General features: G+C 68.8%; 21 protein-coding genes. 13 read left to right on the top strand and 8 right to left on the bottom strand.

Annotated features, from left to right (window positions below):
* The coding region (locus Q1V71_RS10935) for an IS256 family transposase (RefSeq protein ID WP_300643756.1) at window positions 1-744 on the bottom strand (744 nt) is incomplete at its 3' end.
* 515 nt (window positions 745-1,259) lie between these two features.
* Here Q1V71_RS10935 and Q1V71_RS10930 point away from each other — a divergent pair.
* From Q1V71_RS10930 to Q1V71_RS10890, 9 genes are all read left to right on the top strand, one after another.
* Window positions 1,260-1,724 (top strand): DUF4395 domain-containing protein, encoded by a 465-nt coding sequence (locus Q1V71_RS10930; protein ID WP_300643754.1) that lies wholly within the window; start codon window positions 1,260-1,262, stop codon window positions 1,722-1,724.
* Window positions 1,725-1,820: 96 nt separating this feature from the next.
* Window positions 1,821-2,675, top strand: a complete 855-nt coding sequence (locus Q1V71_RS10925) for a sulfurtransferase (protein ID WP_300643752.1) — start codon at window positions 1,821-1,823, stop codon at window positions 2,673-2,675.
* Complete coding sequence (locus Q1V71_RS10920; RefSeq protein WP_300643750.1) at window positions 2,675-2,974, top strand: DUF1416 domain-containing protein; 300 nt, start codon at window positions 2,675-2,677, stop codon at window positions 2,972-2,974. The genes Q1V71_RS10925 and Q1V71_RS10920 overlap by 1 nt, the downstream gene beginning before the upstream one ends.
* Window positions 2,975-3,091: 117 nt before the next feature.
* Complete coding sequence (locus tag Q1V71_RS10915; RefSeq protein WP_300643748.1) at window positions 3,092-4,096, top strand: type IV toxin-antitoxin system AbiEi family antitoxin; 1,005 nt, start codon at window positions 3,092-3,094, stop codon at window positions 4,094-4,096.
* On the top strand, window positions 4,086-4,628 hold the full coding sequence (locus Q1V71_RS10910; RefSeq protein ID WP_300643746.1) for a hypothetical protein: 543 nt from the start codon (window positions 4,086-4,088) through the stop codon (window positions 4,626-4,628). Before Q1V71_RS10915 ends, Q1V71_RS10910 begins: the two co-directional genes overlap by 11 nt.
* A gap of 43 nt (window positions 4,629-4,671) precedes the next feature.
* On the top strand, window positions 4,672-5,484 hold the full coding sequence (locus tag Q1V71_RS10905; RefSeq protein WP_300643745.1) for a HAMP domain-containing protein: 813 nt from the start codon (window positions 4,672-4,674) through the stop codon (window positions 5,482-5,484).
* Complete coding sequence (locus tag Q1V71_RS10900) at window positions 5,397-6,110, top strand: cell wall metabolism sensor histidine kinase WalK (protein ID WP_300643743.1); 714 nt, start codon at window positions 5,397-5,399, stop codon at window positions 6,108-6,110. The genes Q1V71_RS10905 and Q1V71_RS10900 overlap by 88 nt, the downstream gene beginning before the upstream one ends.
* Window positions 6,111-6,232: 122 nt before the next feature.
* Window positions 6,233-6,601, top strand: a complete 369-nt coding sequence (locus Q1V71_RS10895) for a hypothetical protein (protein ID WP_300643741.1) — start codon at window positions 6,233-6,235, stop codon at window positions 6,599-6,601.
* Between the two features lie 109 nt (window positions 6,602-6,710).
* The gene (locus Q1V71_RS10890) at window positions 6,711-8,456 is read left to right on the top strand and encodes a DUF4012 domain-containing protein (protein ID WP_300643739.1); all 1,746 of its coding nucleotides are present in this window, start codon (window positions 6,711-6,713) and stop codon (window positions 8,454-8,456) included.
* A gap of 149 nt (window positions 8,457-8,605) precedes the next feature.
* Here Q1V71_RS10890 and Q1V71_RS10885 read toward each other — a convergent pair whose 3' ends face one another.
* The 4 genes from Q1V71_RS10885 to Q1V71_RS10870 all read right to left on the bottom strand — a co-directional run bounded on the left by Q1V71_RS10885 (window position 8,606) and on the right by Q1V71_RS10870 (window position 12,112).
* Window positions 8,606-10,051 (bottom strand): polysaccharide biosynthesis tyrosine autokinase, encoded by a 1,446-nt coding sequence (locus tag Q1V71_RS10885; RefSeq protein ID WP_300643737.1) that lies wholly within the window; start codon window positions 10,049-10,051, stop codon window positions 8,606-8,608.
* Window positions 10,052-10,273: 222 nt separating this feature from the next.
* Entirely contained in the window at window positions 10,274-10,633 is a 360-nt protein-coding gene (locus Q1V71_RS10880; RefSeq protein WP_300643735.1) for a phosphomannose isomerase type II C-terminal cupin domain, read from the bottom strand.
* 111 nt (window positions 10,634-10,744) lie between these two features.
* On the bottom strand, window positions 10,745-11,032 hold the full coding sequence (locus tag Q1V71_RS10875; protein WP_300643733.1) for a DUF2516 family protein: 288 nt from the start codon (window positions 11,030-11,032) through the stop codon (window positions 10,745-10,747).
* 120 nt (window positions 11,033-11,152) lie between these two features.
* The gene (locus tag Q1V71_RS10870) at window positions 11,153-12,112 is read right to left on the bottom strand and encodes an asparaginase (RefSeq protein WP_300643731.1); all 960 of its coding nucleotides are present in this window, start codon (window positions 12,110-12,112) and stop codon (window positions 11,153-11,155) included.
* 64 nt (window positions 12,113-12,176) lie between these two features.
* Here Q1V71_RS10870 and cysC point away from each other — a divergent pair, with 64 nt between their 5' ends.
* Complete coding sequence (cysC, locus tag Q1V71_RS10865; RefSeq protein WP_300643729.1) at window positions 12,177-14,171, top strand: adenylyl-sulfate kinase; 1,995 nt, start codon at window positions 12,177-12,179, stop codon at window positions 14,169-14,171.
* Window positions 14,171-15,211 (top strand): sulfite exporter TauE/SafE family protein, encoded by a 1,041-nt coding sequence (locus Q1V71_RS10860; protein ID WP_300643727.1) that lies wholly within the window; start codon window positions 14,171-14,173, stop codon window positions 15,209-15,211. Before cysC ends, Q1V71_RS10860 begins: the two co-directional genes overlap by 1 nt.
* On the opposite strand, the gene gmd is transcribed toward Q1V71_RS10860, so the two are convergent.
* Window positions 15,179-16,237 carry a GDP-mannose 4,6-dehydratase gene (gene gmd / locus Q1V71_RS10855; RefSeq protein ID WP_300643725.1) on the bottom strand — a complete coding sequence of 353 codons (1,059 nt, stop codon included), beginning with the start codon at window positions 16,235-16,237 and terminating at the stop codon, window positions 15,179-15,181. The two genes, Q1V71_RS10860 and gmd, sit on opposite strands and share 33 nt — an antisense overlap.
* A 91-nt stretch (window positions 16,238-16,328) precedes the next feature.
* The gene (locus Q1V71_RS10850) at window positions 16,329-17,495 is read right to left on the bottom strand and encodes a nucleotide sugar dehydrogenase (protein WP_300643723.1); all 1,167 of its coding nucleotides are present in this window, start codon (window positions 17,493-17,495) and stop codon (window positions 16,329-16,331) included.
* Between the two features lie 195 nt (window positions 17,496-17,690).
* On the opposite strand from Q1V71_RS10850, the gene cysD reads away from it, so the two are divergent.
* Together cysD and cysN are read left to right on the top strand one after the other, a co-directional pair.
* Complete coding sequence (gene cysD / locus Q1V71_RS10845) at window positions 17,691-18,605, top strand: sulfate adenylyltransferase subunit CysD (RefSeq protein ID WP_300643721.1); 915 nt, start codon at window positions 17,691-17,693, stop codon at window positions 18,603-18,605.
* Window positions 18,605-19,894, top strand: a complete 1,290-nt coding sequence (gene cysN / locus Q1V71_RS10840) for a sulfate adenylyltransferase subunit CysN (protein ID WP_300643719.1) — start codon at window positions 18,605-18,607, stop codon at window positions 19,892-19,894. The genes cysD and cysN overlap by 1 nt, the downstream gene beginning before the upstream one ends.
* 162 nt (window positions 19,895-20,056) lie before the next feature.
* Here cysN and Q1V71_RS10835 read toward each other — a convergent pair whose 3' ends face one another.
* A complete protein-coding gene (locus Q1V71_RS10835; RefSeq protein WP_300643717.1) occupies window positions 20,057-20,770 on the bottom strand; it encodes an O-antigen ligase family protein in 714 nt (237 codons plus the stop codon).
* Window positions 20,771-20,939 lie beyond the last annotated feature (169 nt).

Genomic DNA, 20,939 nt, shown 5'->3' with positions numbered 1-20,939 from the left:
GGGCAGGTTCGCTGCGATCGCGTCGACCAGGCCCGGGTGGGCATCTGAGGTGACCAGCCGGACCCCGGACAGGCCGCGTGCTGTGAGGTCGGCGAAGAACTGATTCCACGCAGCACCTGTCTCGGATGTGGCTACGCGCATCCCCAGGACCTCGCGGTGCCCGTCGCCGTTGACACCGGTCGCCAGCAGCACCACGGCGTTGATGACCCGTCCGCCTTCGCGGACCTTCATCGTCAGGGCGTCCGCGGCCACGAAGGTGAACGGGCCAGCGGCATCCAGCGGGCGGTGGCGGAACTCCTCGACATGGGCGTCAAGCTCGGCGGCCATCCGTGAGACCTGCGACTTCGACAGCGAGTCGATGCCGAGGGTCTTGACCAGCTTGTCCATCCGCCGCGTGCTGACGCCGGCGAGGTAGCAGTCGGCGACCACGGTGATCAGCGCCGTCTCTGCGCGCTTGCGGCGCTCGAGCAGCCACTCGGGGAAGTAGGTGCCCTTGCGGAGCTTGGGGATGGCGACGTCGATGGTGCCGACGCGGGTGTCGAGGTCGCGGTGGCGGTAGCCGTTGCGCTGCGCGGTCCGGCCCGGGGTGGGGCGGCCGTACTCGGCGCCGACGACGGCGTCGGCATCCGCGGACAGCAGGGCGTTGATCATCGTCTGCAGCAGCGATCGCATCAGATCCGGGGACGCCTCGGCCAGGGCTTCACCGAGCAGGCGGGCAGGGTCGACAATGTGAGGAGCGGTCATCGTGATGACTCCATTCGAGAGTGCTGTGAGAGGTTCACTCGAAGGATCACGCGGTGGCCGCTGCTTCGTCTGGCGTACACGCCGGTGACGATCCTGGCGACCGCGCTACACCACTATCGGGGACTCAACTGCGCGCCAGGTACACACCGTCCTGGCCGGCCACGCCGGTGATCAGGGCGGTGGGCATGCCGGGACCCTAGCGGGGGAGCGACCGTGGCGGTCCGGTACGCCGGAGGGCGGTCGTCCGGCGTCTGACCCACGCTCGAGAGGGCGACTGGATCTCACATGATGGAAGCACCATCCACATGTCGAGACACGGATTGGGAATAGATCGGGCCCGGAACCTACTGTTCCTGTCATGTCCACGACCTGGCTCACGAAGCGGCGCGCAGTCGACTACTGCCGCTCCCGCTCCAGCCTGTGTCGTACGTCGATGCGCTGACCCTTCCCCGTCCAGCCGTTCGACCGCCTCGTCGCGTCCCCGACGCACCCATGACGAGTCGCCCAGGAGAGACATGTCCACCACGTTCGACCCCCAGGCCCAGGCCGCCCAGCAGGCGCCCGCCGGCATCGACCCCCGCGGCCCGCAGTTCGCCGCGAGCCTGACCGCCGTCGTGCTCGTCGCGGTCCTGCTCCTGCCCCCGACGGCCGCGCTCGTGCTGACCGCCGTCCAGGCGGCGCTCTTCGCGCTCGGTGCCACCCGCGGTGTCCAGCGCACCCCGCACGCCTGGCTCTTCAAGACCTTCGTGCGCCCGCGGCTCGCGGCCCCCACCGAGCTGGAGGACCCGGCCCCGCCGCGGTTCGCCCAGGCGGTCGGCCTCGGCTTCACCGTCGTCGCCCTGATCGCCTACGCCGCCGGCGGGATCGTCGTGGCCCAGACCGCGATCGGGTTCGCCCTGGTCGCCGCGCTGCTCAACGCCGTGTTCCGCTTCTGCCTCGGCTGCGAGATGTACCTGCTGTTCCGCCGCGCCGCCGCCTGAGAGCGCGCCGCACCCCCCACCTCGACCGGGCCCGCACCCGGGCCGACCGACCAGACCTCACCGACGTACCGCCGTACCCAACGAAAGGCTCAACCGATGACCCGCGAGAACACCCTCGTCTCCGCCCAGTGGGTGGAGGACCACCTCGACGACCCCAAGGTGGTGCTGATCGAGGTCGACGAGGACACCGCGGCCTACGACAAGGGCCACATCAAGGGCGCCATCAAGCTCGACTGGACGACCGACCTGCAGGACCAGGTCCGCCGCGACTTCGTCAACAAGGCCCAGTTCGAGGCGCTGCTGTCGGACCGCGGCGTCGCCAACGACGACACCGTCGTCCTGTACGGCGGCAACAACAACTGGTTCGCCGCCTACGCATACTGGTACTTCAAGCTCTACGGCCACTCCGACGTCAAGCTCCTCGACGGCGGCCGCAAGAAGTGGGAGCTGGACTCCCGCGAGCTCACCGACGAGCTGCCCACCCGCGAGAAGACCTCCTATACCGCGACCGAGCAGGACTCCTCGATCCGCGCGTACCGCGACGAGGTCGTGGCCGCGATCGGCACGCAGAACCTGGTCGACGTCCGCAGCCCCGACGAGTACGCCGGTCGCCTGATGGCCCCCGCCCACCTGCCCCAGGAGCAGGCCCAGCGCGCCGGCCACATCCCGACCGCGGCCAACGTGCCGTGGAGCAAGGCGGCCAACGACGACGGCACCTTCAAGTCCGACGACGAGCTGCGCCAGATCTACACCGAGGCCGGCGTCGACTGGAGCAAGGACACCATCGCCTACTGCCGCATCGGCGAGCGCTCGAGCCACACCTGGTTCGTCCTCAAGGAGCTGCTGGGCGAGGAGAACGTGAAGAACTACGACGGCTCGTGGACCGAGTACGGCTCGCTCGTCGGCGTCCCGGTCGTCCTGGGCGACGAGCCCGGCCAGGCGGACGCCTGATGTGCGGCGCGACCGAGGGCGGACTCTCCCTCGACGGCGTCAACGTCGCCAAGGAGGCCGTCATCCAGGGCCGCGTGGTCCGCGACGGTGAGCCGGTCGGCAGCGCCTACGTGCGCCTGCTCGACAAGTCCGGCGAGTTCACCGCCGAGGTCCCGACCTCGGCCACCGGCCACTTCCGGTTCTTCGCCGGCGACGGTGAGTGGACCCTGCGCACCCTGGCCCCGAAGGCCGACCCCGTCGACCGCAAGGTCACCGCGCAGACCGGCTCCGTCGCGGAGGTCGAGATCTCCGTCGGCTGACGCCTGTTTAGTGACTAAACTGGGCCGACCCGTGGACAACGGGTCGGCCCAGTGCCATTGCTGCCAGAGGGCGGCAACCTTGTTCAACTAACGTCGACGTTCAGTTATTTTGAACAAATGACTTTCTTGAACGGCGTGCACGCTTCGCCCGAGTTCTGGGGCGAGGTCACCGCGCAGTTGGCGGAGTGGCAGGTGCGGATCGAGGCGTCGCCGCAGCTGCAGGACACAGGGCACGGCCAAGCCCGCCTCGCAGTTCGCCAGCACAGCCGCGTGTACGACGCCGTCGTGATGCCTGCAGCCCAGGCCAAGCATCTGCTGACGAGCGGTGCTGCGCTCGGCACCCCCCTCCTCCTCATCAGCGACAAGATCACCACGAAGACAGGCTCGATGTTGCGGCGCGCGGGCATCGACTACGTCGACTCGTGCGGCGGCGCCAGCATCGCCTTCGATGAAGTGGTGGTCGCCTTGAGTGGAACCGGTACGCCGCGCACGCCTCTGAAGTCGGGGCGAACAGGAGCCTCCGGCGCGCCGACGACCAACCTCTACAGTGCTGGACGAGCCCAGGTCCTCGCAGTCCTCTTGTCCTGGCCGGAGGTCCTAGACAAGCCCGTCCGTCAGATCGCCCAGGTGGCTGGAACGTCTGTCGGGCTCGTGCACGACGTGCTTTCGGCGCTGGAGAGCTTGGGGTACATCGATCGACTGGCACGGACGTCCCACCTGACCGACATCCACGGGTTGGCGCTGAACTGGGCGGCCGCCTTTCCTGGGGGTCTTCGCCGTAAAATGGAGATCGGCGCCTTTTACTCGGACCCTCACCGGTGGCCTGTCGCCTCGAGCGATGCCCTGCTCGGAGGTGAGTGGGCTGTCCGGGACCTGCTTCAGCCCGCCCGGGTCACCGTCTACACCCCTCAAATCGATGGCCCGCTGCTCTCCGGTCTGCGGCTGCGCACCGCCGAGCAGGGCGAGGCCAACACCATCGTGCTGCGTCGGTTCTGGCAGTCGCCTACGCCTGACCAACGACACAGCATCCCGTGGGTCGTGACGTATGCCGAGCTCATGTCGTCGCAGGATGCCAGGGTCCGCACCGCGGGACACGACTTTTTCCGACTCCATGCTGGCTGAGACGGCAGACCTTGGTCGCGTCGACCTGTCCGTGGTCGACCGTGTCGTCGAGGACCTGCTTGATCGAGGCGCCGACATCTCGCGACTGATGTTGGTGGGGGCGCACTGCAGAAACGTCTGGGCGAAAGCCTTGGGTGATTCATCGCCGATGGTGCACACCCACGACCTCCTGAAGATCGCCGCACTTCATGACCGTTTGGCCTGGAATCAGCTCAAAGACGCCCAGGACCTTGCCGTTGTCCGTCGGTGGTATCTCGGCTCTACCTATCTCGCGGACCGTCTATACGACGAGGACCTCCTTCCAGTCCTGCTCGCGGAGGGCGTCGATCCGTCACTGGCCCTCATGCGGTTGTGGGGACAGGTCTGCGCGGCGCTTCTCGGGGTTGAGGAGCGTCGAATCCTCCTCGACCAGTGGTCTGTCTGTGTGAGTCCGCTTGAGAGAGTTTGGGCGGCTGAGAAACGGGATCGGGTGTGGCGCGCGCAGGCTGTTGCTCTCGTGGAAGCGTTCGATCGCGGGATCCGGGCTACCTAATGGCACCCGGAGGGGGTGAGGGGTCCCGCCCTACGCTTCCCGGGTGACGTGGGTGCGGGGGCTCCTGGGCGGGATGCGGGTCCGCATCCTCGCCGTGGTGGTCCTGGTGCTCGTCATCTCCTCCCTCGGCTCGGTGCTCCTGCTGCGCGCGGCGCTGCTCAACCAGCTCGACGAGGAGGTCTCGGAGTCCCTGGCGCGCGAGGCGCAGGAGTTCCGGCTGCTGGCCGACGGCAACGACCCCCGCACCGGCCGACCGTTCGACGGGGACCTGGCAGCGATCTTCGAGGTCTACTTCTCCCGCGAGGTCCCCGACGAGGGGGAGACGCTGCTGGCCTTCCTCGACGGCCGCCTGGTGGCGTCGCGCCGTGCCTCGGACGCCGCCGCTCCCGACCAGCTCGGCGCCGCCACGACGTACTGGCTCTCGCTCACCGAGGAGGAGCGCGGCGAGCGGGAGACGGCGGCGGGGCCGGCGGAGTACGTCGCGCTGCCGCTGACCGGCAGCGGAGGCGAGCAGGGGCTCTTCGTGGTGGCCAACTTCCCCTCCTTCGAGCGGGAGGAGATCGCCGAGTCGCTGCAGACCCAGCAGCTGATCAGCCTGCTCGCACTGCTCCTGGCCACGACGCTGGGGGCGGTGCTCGCCGGGCGGGTGCTGCGGCCGCTGGTGGTGCTGGCCCAGACCGCACGGGAGATCTCCGACACCGACCTGTCGCGTCGCATCCCACCCGCGGCGGGGACGAGGCGTCGCAGATCGCCGAGGCCTTCAACGACATGCTGGGGCGGCTCGAGGAGGCATTCACCTCGCAGCGGCGCTTCCTCGACGACACCAGCCACGAGCTACGGACGCCGCTCACGGTGATCCGCGGCCAGGTGGAGCTGCTGGAGCTCGACGAGACACCCGAGGAGCGGGCCGAGACGACCCGGCTGGTCCTCGACGAGCTGGACCGGCTCTCCCGGATGGTCGACGACCTCTTCCTCCTGGCCCGCGCCGAGCACCCCGACTTCCTGCGGCCGGACCGCGTGAAGGTCGCGACGTTCCTCGTCGACCTGCACCGCCGGCTCTCGACGCTCACCCCGCTCGCGCTGGTCGCCGACGTCCCTGACGGCCTCGTGATCACCGCCGACCCCCACCGGCTGGCGCAGGCCGTCACCCAGCTGGTCGCCAACGCCGTCAAGCACGCCGGTGCCGACCCCCGCGTCGAGCTGGGCGCCCGCGTCGACGACGGCGAGCTGGTCGTCTGGGTCGCCGACGACGGGCCGGGCGTGCCCGTCGACGAGGCCCCGCGCGTCTTCGACCGCAGCCACCGCGGCGTCGCCGCCGACCGTGGCGGCGCCGGGCTCGGGCTGGCCATCGTGCGGGCGATCGCCGAGGCGCACGCCGGCTCCGCCCGGCTGGCGCCAACAGCCCAGGGCGCGCGCTTCGAGCTCCGCCTACCGCTGACTGCGACGTCGTCGCAGGTCGCACCCCATGTTTCGACAGCGTGAACTTCTCGGCCTTCACCCCTGGGGATTCCGAGACGGGGTCGCGCAGGGCACCTCACCTGTGGTTGTCTTTACCACGTCCATTTACAACCTGGGTGCCGCAAGCGCCTCATGGGGAGTCTCACATGAAGAAGATCATCGCTGCCACCGCGGCTGGCGTGATGCTGGCGTTCTCCGGCACCGCCGCTCACGCCGCGTACGAGCCCACCGTCGAGACCGACGTCAAGACCGGCACCGACGGCAACGTCGAGGCCGGCAAGAAGGAGCGGATCGTCGTTCGCCTCGGCGTCCCGGGCGACGCTGGCCAGTGCACCGGCACCGTCACCCTGATCTACAAGAACGGCAAGCGCGTCCTGCGCGAGCGCGACAAGGCTCCGGGTGAGCGCGTGCCGTTCAATGCCAAGGTCCCGGCCCCCACCACCAAGATCATCGCGCTCTACCAGCGTGGCAAGAAGGACCCTTGCGACAAGTCCAAGAAGGTCATCCGCCTCTGACGCTCCGCGTCGGCAGCACCTGAGCTTCTGCGAAGGCCCCCGTCCTCGGACGGGGGTCTTCGTGCGTCCCCTCCGCGCTGACAGTCTCCACCGTCGATAGGGTCTCCGCATGTCTCGCCGCCGCGCCGTCCTCCTGGCCTCCGGTCTGCTCCTGCTCGTCGTCGTGGTGCTCGGTGCGCTCGTGGGCTGGCGGGCGCTGCAGGTCAACGACTCCCTCCAGCAGGCGGTCCGCGACGCCGAGGCGACCCGCACGGCCTTGGAGTCCGGGGACCAGGCCACCATCGACACCGCACTGACCTCGCTGCAGGCCTCCTCCCGTAAGGCAGCAGAGCAGACGGACGGGGCCATCTGGTCGCTCGCGACCGCCCTTCCGGTCGTCGGCGACGACGCCTCGGGTGTCCGTACGGCGGCGCGGGTCGTCTCCGACCTCAGCAACAGGGGCATCGCCCCGCTGGCCGACCAGGCCACGCAGCTCGACCGGCTGCTGCCGACCGATGGCTCGATCGACCTCGACGCGGTGCGCGACCTCCAGGATCCGGTCCGCCAGGCGGCCGAGGCTCTGACCGCAGCCCGCGCCGACCTGGCGGCTGAGGACACCAGCGGCTTCGTCGGCCAGTTCAAGAGCAAGTACCGCGAGCTCACCGTCCTCGTCGGTGACGCCGCCGGGGCGATGGACTCCGCCGCAGTGGGAATCGACCTGCTGCCGGAGCTGCTGGGAGCCGAGGGACGTCGCGACTACCTCCTGGTCTTCCAGAACAACGCCGAGATCCGCGCCACCGGCGGCCTGCCCGGCGCGATGTCGATCGTCTCCGCCGACGATGGGGCCGTAGCCCTCGGGCGCCAGGACTCCGCCGCCCGGTTCGGCGAGAGGGCCGAGCCGGTGCTGCCCCTGACCGACGACGAGGTCGACATCTACTCCGAGAAGCTCGGCACCTTCATGCTCGACGCCAACTTCACCCCCGACTGGCCGCGCGCCGCCGAGATCATGAGGGCTCGCTGGGAGGAGGTGCACCCCGAGGAGCTCGCCGGCGTCCTCACCGTCGACACGGTGGCCGTCTCCTATCTCCTGGGCGCGACCGGCCCGGTCGAGGTGGGCCCCTACACGCTGACCCAGGAGAACGCTGTTGACGTCCTGCTCAGCCAGGTGTACGCCGACATCCCCGACCCCACGGAGCAGGACGCCTTCTTCCGCACCGTCGCCGCGACCGTGTTCGACCGGGTAGCCGGCGGAGGGGTCGGCAACCCCCGCGACCTGCTGCGCGCGCTGGTGCGGGCGGGTGACGAGGGTCGTGCCTACGTCAACCTCACCGACGAGGCGGAGCAGGCCGAGATCGCGGCCCGGCGGGTTGCGGGTGCGTCGGAGGACGGCGAGGGCGCCGCCAGCCTGGTCGATGTCAGCCTGCTCGACGGCACCGGCTCGAAGATGTCCTACTACCTCGACTACGACGTGAAGGCCCGGAGCACCAGCTGCACTGACGGCACCGCCCGTCTCGCCCTCCAGATGCGACTCGAGTCAACTCCGCCCGCCGACCCGACGACACTCCCGCGCTACGTCACGGGTGGGGTGAACGTGAGCACGGAGCCGGGGGAGCAGCTGGTCCAGGTGCGGATGGCGACCCCGTCGGGAGGCTCGGTCTCTGGCTTCACGATCCGTGGCAAGGACTTCGACCCAGACGAGGACGCCATGCTCGGCGATCGCCAGGTCAGCACCGTCTACTTGCTTCTCGAGCCGGGCAAGCCTGCCGACATCACCTGGGAGGTCGAGGTGCCGCAGGCAGCCGCGTCCGTGCCAGTCAGGGTCACTCCCGGTCTTCGCCCCGAGGACTACTCCGGAACGGTGAGCACCACCTGCTGAGCGTCCCGGTGGTCGAGCAACGAGCAGCGTCAGCGACCCTGCCTGGTGGTGCCGAGCGCCGACCCGTCCGGCGGTTGGAATAGCTCACTGGACGTCGCCGTCCGGCGGTTGAGGAGGTTGCTCTGCTACCGTCTCGAAACCCGGACCGCTCAGAGCTGCTTCTTCCGGTCCTTCTTCTTGACGGCGGTCGACTTCTCGGTCTCAGGCGCATAGCCGTACCCGTACCCGTACCCGTACCCATAGCCGTATCCGTACCCGTAGCCCCCGCCACGACGGCGCGTGGGGGTCATGTTGAGGATGACGCCGACCAGCTCGGCGTCGACCTGGGCCAGTCGGTCCTGGGCCTGGACCAGTTGCTCCCTGGTGGTCTTGCCGTGGGCCGCGACCACGATGGCGCCGTCGGCCTGCACGGAGAGCAGCGCGGCGTCGGTGACGGGCAGCAGGGGCGGGGCGTCGATGATGATGGTGTCGAAGCGCTGCTTGGCCTTCTCGAGCATGTCGGCCATCGCCTTGGACTGCAGGAGCTCCGCGGGATTGGGCGGCACGGCGCCGCTGCCGAGCACGGTCAGTCCTGAGGTGGAGTGCTCCTGCAGGGCGTCCTCGAAGGCGACGCGGTTGACCAGCACCGTGGTCACGCCGATCGAGTTGTCGAGGCCGAGCGCGAGCGATGCCTTGGGGCGGCGCAGGTCGCACTCGACCAGCAGCGTCTTCTGGCCTGCCTGCGCCAGCGTGATGGCGAGGTTGACTGCCGTGGTGGTCTTGCCCTCGCCGGGCAGCGCGGAGGTGACGACGAAGACCTTGGTCGCGGCATCGACGTCGACGAACTGCAGGTTGGTGCGGAGCACCCTGAACGCCTCGACCCGGGGTGCGTGGGAGGCCAGGGAGGTGACCAGTGGCTCGGTGCGGATCGATGCGTCGTAGCCGATGCTGCCCAGCAGCGGCACCTCGGTGGCGTCGCGGAGGTCGTCGGGGGACTTGATCGTCGTGTCCAGCAGCTCGCGCAGCACGGCGACGCCGAAGCCGAGCAGCAGGCCGAGAACGAGCGCCAGCCCCAGGTTCCGCACGGGCTGCGGCGCGACCGGGGTCGTGGGCAGCGAGGCGGAGTCCACGATGCTGGCGCGGATCAGCGGCTCGCTGGCGCCGGGCGGGGTCTCGAGCTGGCGGATCAGGTCGCTCAAGGCCGTGGCGTAGGCCTGCGTGAGGGCCTGGGCCATCGCGGGGGAGGGATCCGTCACCGAGAGGTCGATGATCACCGTCTCCGGAACCACGGTCGCCTCGACGGCCTCGAGGAGCTCGCCGGTGGTCATCGATGCGCCCAGGTCGTCGATGACGACATCGGCCAGCTCGCGGCTCTTGCCGACCAGGTCGGCATACGACGTCACGCGCTGCTGCGAGAACTGCGCGCCGGTGAAGGCGTCGCCGACCGACTCGCCGCTGTTGGAGGACGTGGTGGAGACGAAGACCCGGGCCGTCGACTGGTACTGCGGGGTCGAGGTGAAGGTGTATGCCGCCGCGGCGCCGACGACGAGCAGCGTCAGCGTGGCGATGAGCATCCACCGACGCCGGAGGATGCGCAGGTAGTCCCGCAGTTCCACAAGTGCTCCGTTCGGTTCCGCCGCCCCGTGAGACGGCGGGGCTCGGCTGCGAGAACCTTAACGGAGCGAGGTCACAGGCAGGTTGCCGCGCCGACCCATGGCCGAGCGTCCCCTCGGCTGGTCGAGCAGCGACGAGCGCTAGCGAGGAGCGTCGTCGAGACCGACCGCTGGTTGAGGTGCGAGCGGAGCGAGCCACGAAACCCCGCGACCCGAAGAGCAACCTCAGGCCGAGGCCACCTCAGCCCGCCCGTAGTCGTCCTCCAGCCGACAGATGTCGTCCTCACCGGTGTACGCCCCGAGCTGCACTTCGACGATCACCAGCAGCTCGTCGTGCGCGTTGGTGATCCGGTGCGCCTGACCGATCTCGACGTAGATCGACTCACCCGCCCGCGCGACGACGACCTCGCCGTCGATCACCGCGGTGCAGGTGCCCTTGGCGACGACCCAGTTCTCGGCGCGGTGCTCGTGGGTCTGGTGGCTCAGCCGCTGGTGCGGCCGCACGACGATGCGCTTGACCTTGAAGCCCTCGCCCTCGTCGAGGACCTGCCACTCGCCCCAGGGTCGGATGTCGAAGTCGTGCATGGCCCACGCTCCTGCGCTCGGATGGGGCCCGCCCCCCGCGAGTCCTCTCCTCCGACCCTAGGAGCCCAGATCCACAGCAGGGTGCGACCTGGTCCTCAGGCCGGCAACAAGTCAGCGACGACGCAGCCCGGCGATGGCCGGCCGCACGTCAGCGAGGTACACGAACGCCGCGATGGTGAAGACGATGTTGAGCAGCCCCAGTGGCCCGGCGAGCAGCAGCTGCACGACGACCCCGAGCCCCAGGATCAGGCTCCAGGCGATCTTGGTGAGCTTTCCGGCCGCCTCGTACTCCTCGTTGGAGTGGGTGAGCGCGTTGACGAACGCGAAGATCTTCACCACGAGGAGCACGAAGGTCACCACGAGGTAGAAGTTCAGGTCCAGCGTCCGCACGTCCAGCACGCGGGAAGCCTATCTGTACCCCGGTGGTCGAGCAGTGAGGAGCGTCAGCGACGAGCGGGCGTCGAGACCACCCCCGCCGGTTGAGGAGGTTGCTCTGCAACCGTCTCGAAACCCGGTGACCTAGAAAGCAGCCCTCACCTCACCCACCGGCACCCCACCCCCGAGCAGCACGTGCACCCCAGTACGCCGCACGGCTTCCGCGTCGACACCAGGCAGATCCAAGACCCCCGCCCGCTCCAGCGCGGCCGCCATCACCACCGGTCGCGCCCGCGCACCACCGTCCTCGATCTTCAGCGCGAACGCCTGCCCGTCCGGCAGCGCGACCGCGTAGCAGGCCTCCGCCCCGGCCTTCCCGATCGCGCCGGGCACCGCCCGCAGCAGTGCCAGCTCGTCGCGCATGGAGCCCGACACCAGCTCCGGGTGCGCCCGGATCGCCTCGGCCACCCGAGACTCGGCCCCCGACGACGCGACGGCCATTGCCCGGAACGCCCGCGCCAGCCCCGTCAGCGACGCGGACAGCAGCGGCGCCCCGCACCCGTCGACCGCGACGGTGTCGACGGGCTCCCCGGTCAACCGCGCGAACGTCGCGAGGATCGCCAGCTGCAGCGGGTGGTCGGGGGAGAGGTACGTCGCGGTGTCCCACCCGTTCACCACGCAGGTCGCCAGCATCGCTGCATGCTTGCCCGAGCAGTTCATGAAGAGCCGCGATGCCGACGCGCCCGAGCGCAGTGCCTCGTCCCGTACGCCGTCGATCATCGGCCAGTCCACCGGGCACTGCAGGTCGTCCTCGGTCAGGCCGGCGCCGGCGAGGGTGCGCTGCACCGCCTCGAGGTGCATCGCCTCCCCTGAGTGTGACGCGCACGCCGTGGCCAGCAGGTCGGGCGGCAGGTCGAGGCCCGCCCCGACCATGGCGACGGCCTGCAGCGGCTTGTTGCACGATCGCGGCAGCACGGGGGAGTCGACCTCACCGACCGCCCACGCGACCGAGCCGTCGGGAGCCAGCGCCACCACGGACCCGTGGTGCCGCCCCTCGACGAACCCGGAGCGCACGACCTCGGCCACGACCTGCGGGGATGCCATGTGGGGACGCTATCGCCGCGCCCGGCACCGCGGGAAACACGACTACCTCTGTCAAGATACGTGGGTGAGCGACACCCCTGCTGTGCCCCAGCACTGCCCGACGCCCCGCGAGCTCGACGACCTCGAGCTGCTCTCGACGGGCGCCCTCGCCCCCATCACCCGCTTCAACGTGATGGTCGAGCAGCGAGCGCCAGCGAGCGTCGTCGAGACCGCGGGACCTGACAGCGAAGCTCTCATCTCGCTCAGCCTGCCTGAGGAGGTCTTCGCCTCGGCCGAGCAGGCCGGTGCAGTCGAGTTGGTCGACCCCGAGGGCCTCCCGCTCGCCCGGGTGACCGTGCCCGGCGGCGAGGTCCAGCCGCTCACCCACGCGCAGTACGGCCCCTTCCGCGACCTCTATCTCACCCCGGCCGAGGCCCGCGCGCAGTACGCCGGCCGCACCTGGGTCCCGGTCACCGACGCCCTCACTGTGGCGCAGGTCGAGCAGGTCCGCACCCTCGGACCGGTCGTCCTTGTCCCGCTGGTCGGCACGGGCACCCCCGAGCTGTCCCCGGTCGCGCTGACCCGCGCCACCCGTCTGGTCGCCGAGACCCTTACCGACGCCGCGGTCGTCGCCGTTCCCCTCGCCTCCCACGACGACCCCGAGGCGGACCATGCCCTCGGCATCCAGGTCCTCGCGACGTACGCCGGCGACGACCCCGTCGTCGCGCTGGCCGACGACCCCGACGGCGACTACGCCCCTGAGGTCGTCGACGTCGTGGCCGCCGACCGTCCCGCGCCGGACGAGCGGGGCCTGGTGCTCTTCTTCACCGGACTGTCCGGCAGCGGCAAGTCCACCCTGGCCCGCGCGCTCGTGGACAAAATCCTTGAGCAGGGCAGCCGCACCATCACCAGCCTCGACGGCGACGTCGTGCGGCGGAACCTCTCGGCCGGGCTCACCTTCTCCAAGGCCGACCGCGAGACCAACATCCGCCGGATCGGTTGGGTCGCCGCCGAGATCTCTCGCCACGGCGGCCTGGTCGTGGTCAGCCCGATCGCCCCGTTCGACGAGACCCGCCAGCAGGTTCGCGCGATGGTCGACGAGGCAGGCGGCGCCTTCTTCCTCGTGCATGTCGCGACGCCGCTGGAGGAGTGCGAGCGCCGCGACCGCAAGGGCCTCTACGCCAAGGCCCGCCGTGGCGAGATCCCCGAGTTCACCGGCATCTCCAGCCCCTACGAGGTCCCCACAGATGCCGACGTCGTCGTCGACACCACCGGCCGCACCATCCCCGACGCCCTCGAGGACGTCATCCGGGCCCTGAAGCAGTCCGGCTACCTCGACCTCACCAGCGGTCCGGCGGTCGAGCAGCGAGCGCCAGCGAGCGTCGTCGAGACCCCGGACGCGGCAGACGAGCTCCAGCGCCGCACCCTCGACTCCATCACGAGTTCCGAGGTTCGGGTCGACGCTGACGGGGGGAGGACGCCGGCGGTCGAGCAGCGAGCGCCAGCGAGCGTCGTCGAGACCCCGGCCAGCGAGTCGCCCCTCCACGTCCTCTTCGTCTGCACCGCCAACATCTGCCGCAGCCCCTTCATGGAGGTCACCGCCCGCCACCTGGCCGGCCCGGACGCCGAGATCGAGTTCCGCTCGGCCGGCACCCACGGCTGGACCGACCACCCGATGAACCCCGATATGGTCGTCACCCTCGGCCCCCGCGGCATCACCGGCCACGAGGAGTTCCGTTCACGCCCGCTGACGAAGGCAGAGCTGGACTGGGCCGACGTGGTGCTGACCGCGGAGGCCGACCACCGCCAGTTCATCCTCGACGACCACCCGGCGCTCTTCCGCAAGGTCTTCACTCTGGGGCAGTTCGTGGAGTCGCTGGGTGGCCATGACGACCTGCACGGCCGGGCCCTGCTGGAGGCGGTGGGCGCCCAGCGCAGCGCCGCCTCGCCTGACCTCGACGTCGCCGACCCCTACCGCCGCGGCGCCGAGGCATCCGAGGCCGCCGCCGCGCACATCGAGCAGCTCCTCCGCGCGGCCCTGGCCGCCCTCATCGGCACCGAGAGCAAGGACCCCGCCTGATGGACCTCCTCACCCTCACCGCGCTCTCCATCGTCGTCGCCGGCTTCGCCGTCGGCGTGGTCGTCGGCCTCACCGGCATGGGCGGCGGCGCCCTGATGACCCCCGCGCTGATCTTCCTGGGCGTCGGTGGTGGATCCGCAGCCACGATCGTGGCCGCCGACCTCACGGCCGCCGCGGTCTACAAGACCGGCGGAGCGGTGGTCCACGCCAGGGAGGGCTCGCCCAACCTCAAGCTCGCGATGTGGCTCATCATCGGCTCGGTCCCGATGGCCTTCGCCGGCCCGTACGCCGTCAAGGCGTTCACCACCGACGCCGAGGAGCTCGACCGGGTGCTCAAGCTGAGCATCGGCTTCGCGCTCCTCTTCGCCGCCGCGACCTACGCGGCCCGGCTTTACATCAACCTGCGCCGCGTCCGCTCCGGCGGCGACCCCGGAGACCCCAACCCGCCCGTCCGTCCCGTCCCGACCCTCCTGGTCGGCATGCTCGGCGGCCTCCTGGTCGGCATCACGAGCGTCGGCTCGGGCTCCGTCATCATGATCGCCCTGCTCATGCTCTACCCCGGGCTCTCGGCGGTGAAGCTGGTCGGGACCGACCTGGTGCAGGCCGTCCCGCTGGTGCTCGCGGCCGCCATAGCCAACATCGCGATCCACGGCCTCGACTGGGAGATCACCCTCCCGCTGATCGCCGGCTCGGTCCCGGGCACACTGATCGGCGCTCGGATCGCCCCGCGCGTCCCGCAGTCCTACATTCGCCGCGGCATCGTGGTCGTGCTGACCATGTCGGGCGTCGCCCTGCTCGACAAGGCCGGCTGGGCCCCGCTCGGCCGCGAGGAGACCCACCCGGTTCTCATCGGGCTCGTGGGCCTTGCCGTCCTGCTCCTGCTGCCGATCGTCTGGGGCTTCCTGCGCAAGGAGCAGGGCCTGCCCTTCATGGGTGCCCCTACAGTCAGCGAGCTCGACACCTGGAACTACGCCGGTCCGCGCAAGCGGAACCCGGAGAAGGCCGACTCAACGACGAGGAACGACCGGCCAATCGGCTAGGTCCGGGGTGTCGACCCACCCGGTGCCGTGCTCGAGCGCCGCGATGTCGGCGTCGACCATGAGCCGGGCGAGGTCGAGCGCGGTGACGGACGCCTTCCAACCGAGGTGCGACTGCGCCTTCGAGGCGTCGCCGATGAGCTCGTCTACTTCGGTGGGCCGCAGGTAGCGCTCGTCGAAGCGCACGTGCTTCTCCCAGTCCAGACCAGCGTGCGAGAAGGCGGCCTCGACGAAGTCGCGCACCGAGCAGGCGGTGCCGGTCGCGAGCACGAAGTCGTCCGGCTCGTCGGCCTGCAGCATCCGCCACATGCCCTCGACGTACTCGGGGGCGTAGCCCCAGTCGCGCACCGCGTCGAGGTTGCCCATCCACAGCTCGGTCTCCAGCCCGGCCTTGATCCGGGCGACCGCGCGGGTGACCTTGCGGGTCACGAACGTCTCGCCGCGACGAGGGGACTCGTGGTTGAAGAGGATGCCGCTGACGGCGTGCATGCCGAAGCCGTCGCGGTAGTTGCGGGTCATCCAGTGCGCGAAGACCTTCGACACCCCGTACGGCGAGCGCGGGTGCAGCGCGGTGTCCTCCCGCTGCGGCGGAGGGGTCGCGCCGAACATCTCCGAGCTGGAAGCCTGGTAGAACCGCGCGGGCACCTCGGAGAGCCGCAGCGCCTCGAGGATCCGCGCGGCACCGATGGCGGTGACCTGCGTCGTGTGCTCTGGCTCGGTGAAGCTCACCCGCACGTGCGACTGGGCGGCGAGGTTGTAGATCTCATCAGGCTGGACGAACTGGATCAGGCTGGTCAGCCGGCTGGTGTCGGTGATGTCGCCGTGGTGAAGGAAGAGTCGCGCCTCAGGGTCGTGGGCGTCCTGGTAGAGGTGATCGATCCGCGAGGTGTTGAACGACGACGCCCGCCGCATGAGGCCGTGCACCTCGTAGCCCTTGCCGAGCAGCAGCTCGGCGAGGTACGACCCGTCCTGGCCGGTCACGCCGGTGATGAGGGCGCGCTTGCGCTGGTCGGTCTCGCTGGTGACCACAGGTCCTGCCTCCGCTGCTCGGGTTCAGGGCATTGAACCAGCAGCCCTCACCAAGGCAGTGAGCGGTGTCTCAGGCGGACTGGTCGCGCGTTCAGTCCCGGCCGTAGAGGTCGCGGGTGTAGACGCGATCCTCGACGTCGTCGAGTTCCTCTGCCCGCCGGTTGGCGACGATCACGTCGCTGCGCTTCTTGAACTCCTCGAGGTCCCGTACAACCTCGGAGCCGAAGAAAGTGTCGTCCTGGAGGGTTGGCTCGTGGACGAGGACTTCGACACCCTTGGCCTTGATCCGCTTCATGACGCCCTGGATCGAGGACATCCGGTAGTTGTCCGAGCCCTCCTTCATCACCAGTCGATAGATGCCGACCGTCGAGGGGCGGCGGCGGAGGATGTCGTCGGCGACGAAGTCCTTGCGCGTTGTGTTGGCTGCGACGATCGCGCTGATCAGGTTCTGCGGGACGTCCTGGTAGTTCGCCTGCAGTTGTCGTGTGTCCTTCGGCAGGCAGTAACCGCCGTAGCCGAAGCTGGGGTTGTTGTAGTGCGACCCGATCCGCGGGTCCAGCCCGACTCCCTGGATGATCTGAGCGGTGGAGAGGCCGTGGCGGGCGGCGTAGGTGTCGAGCTCGTTGAAGTAGGCCACCCGCAGCGCGAGGTAGGTGTTGGCGAACAGCTTGATCGCCTCGGCCTCGGCGGAGTCGGTGAGAAGGACCGGGATGTCGGTGTCCAGCGCGCCTTCGACCATCAGGTCGGCGAAGCGCTTGCCGTCCTCGCCTCGGTCACCCACCACGATCCGTGAGGGATGCAGATTGTCGTGCAAGGCACGACCCTCGCGGAGGAACTCAGGGCTAAAGATGATGTGCGCCCCGAGGTGCTCACCACGCATCCGGGCGGTGAACCCGACCGGGATCGTGGACTTGATGACGATGACAGCGGTGGGATTGACCCGTCTCACCTCGGTGATCACCGACTCCACCGTCGAGGTGTCGAAGTGGTTGGTCTGGGGGTCGTAGTCCGTAGGAGTCGCCACGACCACGAACCGGGCACCGGAGTACGCCGCTGCACCGTCTGTCGTTGCGGTGAGATCGAGTGCCTTGCTCGCGAGGTAGTCCTCCAGCTCAGCGTCGACGAGTGGGCACCCCCGCTGGTTGACGAGCTCGACCCGGTCATGGTCGACGTCCACCGCCCAGACCTGGTGCCGCTGAGCCAGGATCACGGCGTTGGAGAGGCCGACATAACCGAGGCCGGCGACAGCGATCTTCACCTGCGCACTGTAAAGCGGAACGGGCGCCGAGAGCCTCTTCGGCATGAGGTGTCACGAAGCGGCAACATCATCGACACGCGACTTCACGAGGCTGATGGCGTGCCACTCCTCACTCGTCCCGCGGCGCGCGGAAGTGACAGGGCCCCGTCCGTGACTACGATGAGGCCTGCTTCCCACAGGAGAGGTCCATTTCGCATGCCCGACACCCACGCCGACTACCGGCTGAGTCAGCTCGACCAGCTGGAGGCGGAGTCGATCCACATTTTCCGCGAGGTCGCAGCCGAGTTCGAGAAGCCGGTGCTGATGTTCAGCGGTGGCAAGGACTCGATCGTCATGCTCCGCCTCGCGGAGAAGGCCTTCTACCCGGCGAAGATCCCCTTCCCGATGCTCCAGGTCGACACCGGGCTGGACTTCCCCGAGGTGCTGCAGACCCGGGACAACTGGGTCAACCGACTCGGCGTCAACATCGTGGTCGCCAGCATCGACGACGCCATCGCCAAGGGCGTGGTGGTCGACGACGGCAAGACCTCGCGCAACCGCCTGCAGATCGGCACGCTGCTCAACGCCATCGAGGAGAACGGCTTCACCGCCGCCTTCGGTGGGGGCCGCCGTGACGAGGAGAAGGCGCGAGCCAAGGAGCGCGTCTACTCCCACCGCGACGAGTTCGGCCAGTGGGACCCGAAGAACCAGCGCCCCGAGCTGTGGAGCCTCTACAACGGCCGCCTGCACGAGGGCGAGCACATGCGCATCTTCCCCATCTCGAACTGGACCGAGCTGGACGTGTGGTCCTACATCGCCCGCGAGGGCATCGAGATCCCGTCGATCTACTTCGCGCACCAGCGCCGCGTCTTCGAGCGGGGCGGGATGCTCATGACGGAGACCCCGCTCAACCCGTGCAAGGACGGGGAGGTCGCCGAGGAGCGCACCGTCCGCTTCCGCACCTGTGGCGACATCACCCTGACCGGCTGCGTGGAGTCCACCGCCAGCACGGTCGAGGAGATCATCGAGGAGATTGCCGTCGCCCGCGTCACCGAGCGCGGCGCCACCCGCGGGGACGACAAGTTCTCCGAGGCCGCCATGGAAGACCGCAAGAAGGAGGGCTACTTCTGATGGCCGCCAACCCCGCCGACGTCGTCGAGAACGTCACGCAGAACATGGACCTGCTCCGCTTCGCCACCGCCGGCTCGGTGGACGACGGCAAGTCGACCCTCATCGGCCGTCTGCTGCTCGACTCGAAGTCGATCTTCGAGGACCAGCTCGAGGCCGTCGAGGCGACCTCGAAGGGCAAGGGCTACGACTACACCGACCTCGCGCTGCTGACCGACGGCCTGCGCTCTGAGCGCGAGCAGGGCATCACCATCGACGTCGCGTACCGCTACTTCGCCACGCCCAACCGCAAGTTCATCATCGCCGACACCCCCGGGCACGTGCAGTACACCCGCAACATGGTGACCGGCGCTTCCACGGCGGACCTCGGCCTCGTGCTCGTCGACGCCCGCCAGGGGCTGACCGAGCAGTCGCGCCGCCACGCGGTGATCCTGTCACTGCTCCGTGTCCCGCACCTGGTGCTGGCCATCAACAAGATGGACCTCGTCGACTTCGACCAGAAGATCTACGAGAAGATCCACGACGAGTTCACGCAGTTCGCCACGAAGCTCTCGATCCCCGACCTCGAGGTCATCCCGATCTCGGCCCTGCAAGGCGACAACGTGGTCAACCGCAGCGAGAACATGCCGTGGTACTCCGGGCCCACGCTCATGCACCACCTCGAGCACGTCCACGTGGCCTCCGACCGCGACCTCATCGACGCCCGCTTCCCCGTCCAGTACGTCGTGCGACCGAAGTCGGAGGAGTTCCACGACTACCGCGGCTACGCCGGCCAGGTGGCCGGTGGGGTGCTCAAGCCCGGCGACGAGGTGGTGGTTCTGCCGTCTGGGATGACGTCGACGATCTCAAAGATCGATCTGTTCGACGAGGAGATCGCCGAGGCCTTCCCGCCAATGAGCGTTACCGTCAGCCTCGCCGACGACGTCGACGTCTCCCGTGGCGACATGATTGCGCGCGTCAAGAACGCTCCGCAGCCCAGCCAGGACATTGATGCGATGGTCTGCTGGATGACCACCGCGCCCCTGAAGCCGCGTCAGAAGCTCGCCATCAAGCACACTACCCGCACGGCTCGGGCACTGGTCAAGGACATCCAATACCGCTTGGACGTCAACACGCTGCATCGTGACCAGGAGACTAAGGAACTCGGGGTCAACGAGATCGGTCGCGTCCAGCTGCGGACCACCGTCCCATTGCTGTGCGATGCCTACTCGAAGAATCGCACCACTGGCTCGTTCATCCTCATCGACGAGGCCACCGGTATCACCGTCGGCGCCGGGATGATTATCGGGTAGCTCCTCACGGGACAGACCACGTTGCACGGGACCGGGCGCGGCAGGTGCCGGCGTCCGGCGCATCCCCCTCGAGGCGTTAAGTCCGCACGGTTGAGTGGCGCTCTCCCGAAAATATCTCGATTGTCGGTGGGTTCGCCCGTCCGCATGCAGGTGCTGTGGGCGTCATCCTCGTCGTCCGCTGCCGCTGCCGCTGGGGCGCCTGGGCCCTTCCGACGGCGCGTTCCGAGCCATGCCGCCTGTTGTAGCGAGAGAGAGTAGTGGTGCGACGAAACAGTAAAGGGGAAGTGGCACACCGCGATTAGTGAAGTGCGCGTGGATTGCCGAGATGAGCAGAATTCCTACGAAGGTAACCATCGGAATAAAGCCCGCCCTTCCGAAGCCTCTCGAACAACGGCGAAGCACGCGGAGGAACGCGACGAAGAGCACAACCTGGAAAGTTAATCCAAAGAATCCCGAGCTTACGAGAGTTCGAATGTACTCCGATTCGGGCGAGGTCCACTGTAGCAAGGGTGCGAATCCGGACTCGTCAAGACGGTCGTACGCCGACATTCCGAAGCCTAAAAATGGTCGCGAGAAGGCGGTGGGAATTGATTCTTGAGTCCACACGCCGACACGGAACGAGACGGACTCGGGGAGAAACGGAAGTGGATCCCCGTAGAACTGCGACGAGCTGGCCTGCTGGTCGATGCGAGCGGCGATCAATGATCCGAAGGCGACCGCCGCCCCGATAGCCATAACGAAACTAGCGACCAGGAATCTCACGCGGATCCCCACCATCCAGAGGGCGATCATGACAATGACGAAGTGCAGTGCGACGCTTGCGAAGGTCAATGTGGCGATCTGTCCCAGCGACAGGAGGGTAATCCGGCTCTTCACAGTTGAGGGTGTAGCGGACGACGCGGCTGGGGTCGGCGCGTCGGTGCCGGGATAGAGGTCGAGGTCTTTCGAAGATGGCGGTTCCTACGCCAGCCACCCGAAAGACCTCGACGTGCACGACGCTACCCGTGCGGGCGCCTTCGCCTGCGCTGATCTGACGACCTTCTGC

The sequence above is a fragment of the Nocardioides sp. genome (genome assembly GCF_030149505.1).
Classification (GTDB): domain Bacteria; phylum Actinomycetota; class Actinomycetes; order Propionibacteriales; family Nocardioidaceae; genus Nocardioides.
This window is presented reverse-complemented; position numbering and strand designations above follow the sequence as displayed.

Bases quoted from the DNA above. Each gene is read 5' to 3' on its own strand.
- Q1V71_RS10900 (WP_300643743.1), top strand. From the start codon at position 5,397: ATGCTGGGGCGGCTCGAGGAGGCATTCACCTCGCAGCGGCGCTTCCTC.
- Q1V71_RS10890 (WP_300643739.1), top strand. From the start codon at position 6,711: ATGTCTCGCCGCCGCGCCGTCCTCCTGGCCTCCGGTCTGCTCCTGCTC.
- Q1V71_RS10860 (WP_300643727.1), top strand. From the start codon at position 14,171: ATGGACCTCCTCACCCTCACCGCGCTCTCCATCGTCGTCGCCGGCTTC.
- Q1V71_RS10930 (WP_300643754.1), top strand. From the start codon at position 1,260: ATGTCCACCACGTTCGACCCCCAGGCCCAGGCCGCCCAGCAGGCGCCC.
- Q1V71_RS10925 (WP_300643752.1), top strand. From the start codon at position 1,821: ATGACCCGCGAGAACACCCTCGTCTCCGCCCAGTGGGTGGAGGACCAC.
- Q1V71_RS10910 (WP_300643746.1), top strand. From the start codon at position 4,086: ATGCTGGCTGAGACGGCAGACCTTGGTCGCGTCGACCTGTCCGTGGTC.
- Q1V71_RS10920 (WP_300643750.1), top strand. From the start codon at position 2,675: ATGTGCGGCGCGACCGAGGGCGGACTCTCCCTCGACGGCGTCAACGTC.
- Q1V71_RS10870 (WP_300643731.1), bottom strand. From the start codon at position 12,112: ATGGCATCCCCGCAGGTCGTGGCCGAGGTCGTGCGCTCCGGGTTCGTC.
- Q1V71_RS10915 (WP_300643748.1), top strand. From the start codon at position 3,092: ATGACTTTCTTGAACGGCGTGCACGCTTCGCCCGAGTTCTGGGGCGAG.
- Q1V71_RS10880 (WP_300643735.1), bottom strand. From the start codon at position 10,633: ATGCACGACTTCGACATCCGACCCTGGGGCGAGTGGCAGGTCCTCGAC.
- cysN (WP_300643719.1), top strand. From the start codon at position 18,605: ATGGCCGCCAACCCCGCCGACGTCGTCGAGAACGTCACGCAGAACATG.
- cysD (WP_300643721.1), top strand. From the start codon at position 17,691: ATGCCCGACACCCACGCCGACTACCGGCTGAGTCAGCTCGACCAGCTG.
- Q1V71_RS10895 (WP_300643741.1), top strand. From the start codon at position 6,233: ATGAAGAAGATCATCGCTGCCACCGCGGCTGGCGTGATGCTGGCGTTC.